General features: G+C 62.1%; 4 protein-coding genes. All 4 read left to right on the forward strand.

From position 1 onward, the window contains the following. Positions 1-286 precede the first annotated feature (286 nt). Positions 287-2,332: a carbohydrate porin gene (locus ACLP2E_RS10305; RefSeq protein ID WP_442465855.1), complete on the forward strand. Its 2,046-nt coding sequence runs from the start codon at positions 287-289 to the stop codon at positions 2,330-2,332. A 284-nt stretch (positions 2,333-2,616) separates the two neighbouring features. Beyond that, positions 2,617-2,856, forward strand: a complete 240-nt coding sequence (locus tag ACLP2E_RS10310) for a hypothetical protein (protein WP_442465856.1) — start codon at positions 2,617-2,619, stop codon at positions 2,854-2,856. Between the two features lie 85 nt (positions 2,857-2,941). Further along, the gene (locus ACLP2E_RS10315) at positions 2,942-3,364 is read left to right on the forward strand and encodes a DoxX family protein (protein ID WP_442465858.1); all 423 of its coding nucleotides are present in this window, start codon (positions 2,942-2,944) and stop codon (positions 3,362-3,364) included. Between the two features lie 85 nt (positions 3,365-3,449). Further along, a complete protein-coding gene (locus ACLP2E_RS10320; RefSeq protein ID WP_442465857.1) occupies positions 3,450-4,847 on the forward strand; it encodes an aldehyde dehydrogenase family protein in 1,398 nt (465 codons plus the stop codon). Positions 4,848-4,850 lie beyond the last annotated feature (3 nt).

Here is a 4,850-nt window from a genome sequence, read left to right on the forward strand (position 1 = left end):
AACAGGCTGGCCCCGGCCAGACCGGAACGCATAACGTAGCCGCAGTCCGGCTGGCCAGCCGGCCGGTGGACACCGGGACGCGCAAATTGCACAATTAACTTGCATAATATTGATTCGCCGAGTCGCAGTGAGTCGCCGCGCCGAGCCATAACGTGAATACGAGCCGCGATCGGGGAGATCCAGGGGCATGCAAACATCAATGCTGGCATTATTGATCGCGGCGCGCGGAGTGCGGGCCGCCCAGCCGGCCGAACGGAAAGCGATGGCCTCCAGTCGGAGGGGCGTAATGGCTTTCAGTGCCGCGGCGGGCGTGCTTTTCGTCGGCCAGATTTTTGCGAGCGCGGCTTTTGCGGCCGATTTGCCCAGCGTCAAGTCGGCGCCCTCGGCGCAAGGCGACTATGACTGGACCGGCTTCTATGTCGGCGGCCATCTCGGCTTCGTCGGTGGCCACGCGGGCTTCAACTCGACCAATGAGGCCGGCGTTCCGACGGGCTCGGGCGGGTTTTCCGTTGAGCAGGCCTATGACCCGGCCTTCGGCACCGGCAGCTGGTATGGCGGTTTGCAGTTGGGCTATAACCAGCTCCTCGGCAATCGCTTCCTCGTCGGCGTCGAAGTCGATGGCAGCGCCAATTCCTTCGTCAGCACCAAGGGGCTCTCGATCGGCGGCTCCGCCCAGGTTTTGAATGGCTCGGCGACCTATATTGAAAATGGCTGGGATTCCGGCACGGCGCGCGTGCGCATCGGCTATGCGCCCGGCATTTGGCTGTTCTACGCCACGGGCGGCCTCGCCTGGAATTTCGAAAAATTCTCGCTGACGAACAACGCGAGCGGCCTGTATGACTTCTCCAATAGCGCGCGTCTCGGCTGGGCCGTCGGCGCCGGCGTCGAAGTTCCGCTCATCCCTCACTGGACCGCCCGCCTCGAATATCTTTATTCGGACTTTGGCCCGCACACCATCGACTTCCCGCAGAACGGCGAGCGCTTCACCTCAACCCTGTCCACCAATGCGGTGCGGCTTGGCGTGAACTATCAGTTCGGCGATGGCGCCGCGGCTCCGGGTTTGGGCTTGTTCGACCCCGAAAAGCTGGCCTTCCACGCCCAGGCGACCGCCACCTGGCAGGGCTATCCCCCCTTCTCCGCCGCCTTCTCCGGTCCCAAGAGCCTGCCGCCGGGGGGGCAGGGCAGCGAAGTCAACGATGTCGACATTTTTGTCGGCTATCGTTTCTTGCCTGGCCTCGAACTCTGGTTCAATCCGGAAATCAACGAGGGCTCCGGCCTCGGCGGCACCACCGGCGTCGTCAACTACGTGAATAACGAAGCCTACAAGATCGGGCAGGCCGAACCATATTCCCGAATCCAGCGCCTCTTCGTCCGCGACACCATCAGTCTCGGCGGCGCGGCTGAAAATATCGATTCCGATCTGACGCACTTCGCCCAGACAACCACCGCCGATCGCCTCGTGCTGACCGCCGGCCGCTTTTCGGTGATCGATATTTTCGACACCAACCGCTACGCCAACAGCCCGAAGACCCAGTTCTGGAACTGGGGCAATACTTTCAATACGACATTGGACTTCGCCACCGACGCCTGGAGTTACTCCTTCGGCGGGGCGGCGGAATATTATTTCAATCGCTTCGCGATCCGCACCGGCATGTTCGATATGTCGCAATATCCGGAAACCGCCTTCAGTCCGCTCGGTTACGGCAACGATCCGAATTTCCGCAACTACATGTTCGTGACCGAACTCGAAGAGCGTCATGACCTGTGGGGCCAGCCCGGCAAGGTCAAGGTGCTGGGCTACATCGACCACGGCCCGATGGCCTCTTATAACAACGCCATAAACTGGGGCATCGCCAATAATATGACGCCGGCCCTCAATGAAGTGCGCCGTTACCAGAGCAAGACCGGCGTCACCCTCAACATCGAGCAGCAGGTCAATTCCGAACTCGGCGTCTTCGCGCGCGCTGGCTGGATGGATCCGCGCTACGAGCCTTACGAGGCCTGCGAACTATTCCACTCCGCTTCGGTCGGCGTCTCGATTCAAGGCAATCGATGGGGTCGTCCACAGGATACATGGGGCATCGCCGGCGTCACGGGCGACGCCTCGAAAGCGGAGATCGCTTACCTCAACGCGGGCGGCAATGACCTGGAGGCCTGGGACGGCGCGCTCCCGCACGCGGCGCCGGAAAAGATCTTCGAAACCTATTACAATTACCAGATGACCGCTTCGGTCAATCTGAATTTCGACTACCAATACGTGGCCAACCCCGCGTTCAACACGGAGCGGGGTCCCATCCACCTCTTCGGCGCCAAAATCCACTGGCAGTTCTGATTTTACGACCCTGTTTCGCGCCGGCGATATACAAGCTTTGCCGGCGCGGAGCCTTTGGCCGCGCTCCTTCCCCGCGACGCCGCGAAGTCGCGCGGTTGCTTCAGCCGCCGCTCCAATTGCCGATAATCGCAACAGCGGTCGCCACTAAAAACTGCGCATGACCGACGATCACGACCGGCCGGGCTTTTGCTCGTTGAGCCGCAACGCGAGGTCGTCCCCATCCCGCCAAAAAAGGCGGGCAAAAGCCCGGGCGAAAAAGCACGAGGCGACCAAGGAGGAAGACCATGAAACAGATCCTTTCACGCAAGATCGCCGCCCTTCTGATCCTCGCCGCGACCATCGGCGCAAGCGGCGCCGCCGAAGCCTGTCCGCGCGCGACGAAAGCCGCCTGGATGGCGAGTGCGGACCAGACGCGCATCGCGGAACGCGATGACGCCGACTGTCGCCGCGGCTTGACGCCGAACGCCAATGCAATCGGCGCCATCCGCCCGCAACAGAAATTCCCCGGCGGAACACATCGCTGAGCGACTGAAACGCTGACCAAAAACAAGTATCGGGAGGATAAAAAAAATCATCGACGCTCGCACAGCTACTTACGCCGCGCTGCTTCTGCGTGTCGGCCTCGGCAGTCTCTTTCTGGCCCACGTCGGCCTGGAGATTTCCGCGTTCGCGCCCGCCGGAGCCGCCGAGGCTTCCACCCCCGGCTGGCTCGCCTATGTCTCGGTTGCCTGGGAAATCTTTGGGGCGTTCGCGTTGATCCTCGGCTTCATGCCGCGCCTTATCGCCCTGACGCTGATCCCCGTCCTGCTAGGCGCGATCGTAAACGCTCACGGCTCGGATGGCTTCTTCTTCAGCAATCCCAACGGCGGCTGGGAATTCCCCGCCTTGTGGCTTCTCGCCCTCGCGGCGCAGGCGCTGATCGGCGACGGCGCCTTCGCGCTCGAACCGACGCCGGTCGTCACCGGCTGGTTCGCGCCCGCCGCGGAACGGCACAGGGATCGCCTCCGCCGAACGAGAGAATTCTCTCAGTGAACCGCTCCGTCAAACGCGATGGCGCAAACACGCGCCAAAAACAGTCAAACCTTTATTCCACGTTCGGCGACATCAGGAAAAAACCATGAAACCTTTCCATCTTCTCATCAACGGCCGACTCGTCCAGGGCGACTCGCAAATGCCTGTCCTCAATCCCGCCAACGAGGAGGTGTTCGCAGATTGTCCGCGCGCATCCCTCCGGCAACTCAATGAGGCCGTCGCCGCCGCCAAAGCGGCGTTCCCGGCCTGGGCGGCGCGCCCGATCGCCGAGCGGCGCGCCGCTGTAATCAAAATGGCTGAAGTCATCGAGGCCAACGCCGAAGAACTTTCCCGTTTGCTGACCAGCGAACAGGGCAAGCCGCTGGCGGAGGCGACCTGGGAAGTCATGGGCGCGGCCGGATTTTTTCGCTACCTGGGGTCGCTCGATCTTTCGATGCGGGTGATTGAAGACAGCGAGACGCGCAAGGTCGAAGCGCACCGCCGCCCGCTCGGCGTGATCGGCGCGATCATCCCCTGGAACTTTCCGCTGCTCATTGCCGCCTTCAAACTGCCGCCGGCCTTGATCGCCGGCAACACAATCGTCCTTAAGCCGTCACCGACGACGCCGCTCACCACGCTCCGCTTCGCTGAACTCGTCGCGGACATTCTGCCCCCTGGCGTGCTCAATGTGATCACCGACGCCAACGACCTCGGCGAGGCGCTGACCCTTCATCCGGACATTCGGAAGATCACCTTCACCGGGTCGACCGCGACCGGCAGGAAGGTGATGGCGGGCGCCGCCGAAACCCTGAAGCGGCTGACGCTCGAACTTGGCGGAAACGACGCCGGCATCGTGCTGGACGACGCCGATCCCAAAAAAATCGCGCAGGCCATCTTCGACGGCGCCTTCATGAATAATGGCCAGGTGTGCCTGGCGCTCAAGCGGCTCTATGTCCATGAATCGATCTATGACGAGATGTGCGAGGAGCTCGCTGTCATCGCCAGGAACGCCGTGGTCGATGACGGGATGAAACAGGGCGCCAGGCTTGGCCCGCTGCAAAACAAGATGCAGTTCGAGAAGGTGAAGGAATTCCTCGACGACGCGCACAAGCACGGAACCGTCATCGCCGGCGGCCAGCCGATCGATCGCCCCGGTTATTTCATCCAGCCGACCATCGTGCGCGACATCGCGGAGGGCTCCAGGCTCGTCGACGAAGAACAGTTCGGACCTGTGCTTCCGGTGATCAAATATTCCGACATGGATGATGTCATTCGCCAGGCCAATGGCACGGATTATGGTCTCGGCGCTTCCGTTTGGTCATCCGACCGAGATCGCGCTCACGCCATCGCCCGCCGGATCGAAGCGGGCACCGTCTGGATCAACAAGCACCTCGACCTCGCCCCCAACGTCCCCTTTGGCGGCGCCAAGCAGTCCGGCATCGGCGTGGAATTCGCCGAAGAAGGCCTCGTCGAATTCACGCAGCTTCAGATCATCAACGCGTGAACG

The organism is Rhodoblastus sp., from assembly GCF_052145335.1.
GTDB lineage: Bacteria > Pseudomonadota > Alphaproteobacteria > Rhizobiales > Beijerinckiaceae > Rhodoblastus.

What these genes read in the sequence shown, in the direction of transcription:
- ACLP2E_RS10310 (WP_442465856.1), top strand. Translation starts at nt 2,617, where the DNA reads ATGAAACAGATCCTTTCACGCAAGATCGCCGCCCTTCTGATCCTCGCC.
- ACLP2E_RS10305 (WP_442465855.1), top strand. Translation starts at nt 287, where the DNA reads ATGGCTTTCAGTGCCGCGGCGGGCGTGCTTTTCGTCGGCCAGATTTTT.
- ACLP2E_RS10320 (WP_442465857.1), top strand. Translation starts at nt 3,450, where the DNA reads ATGAAACCTTTCCATCTTCTCATCAACGGCCGACTCGTCCAGGGCGAC.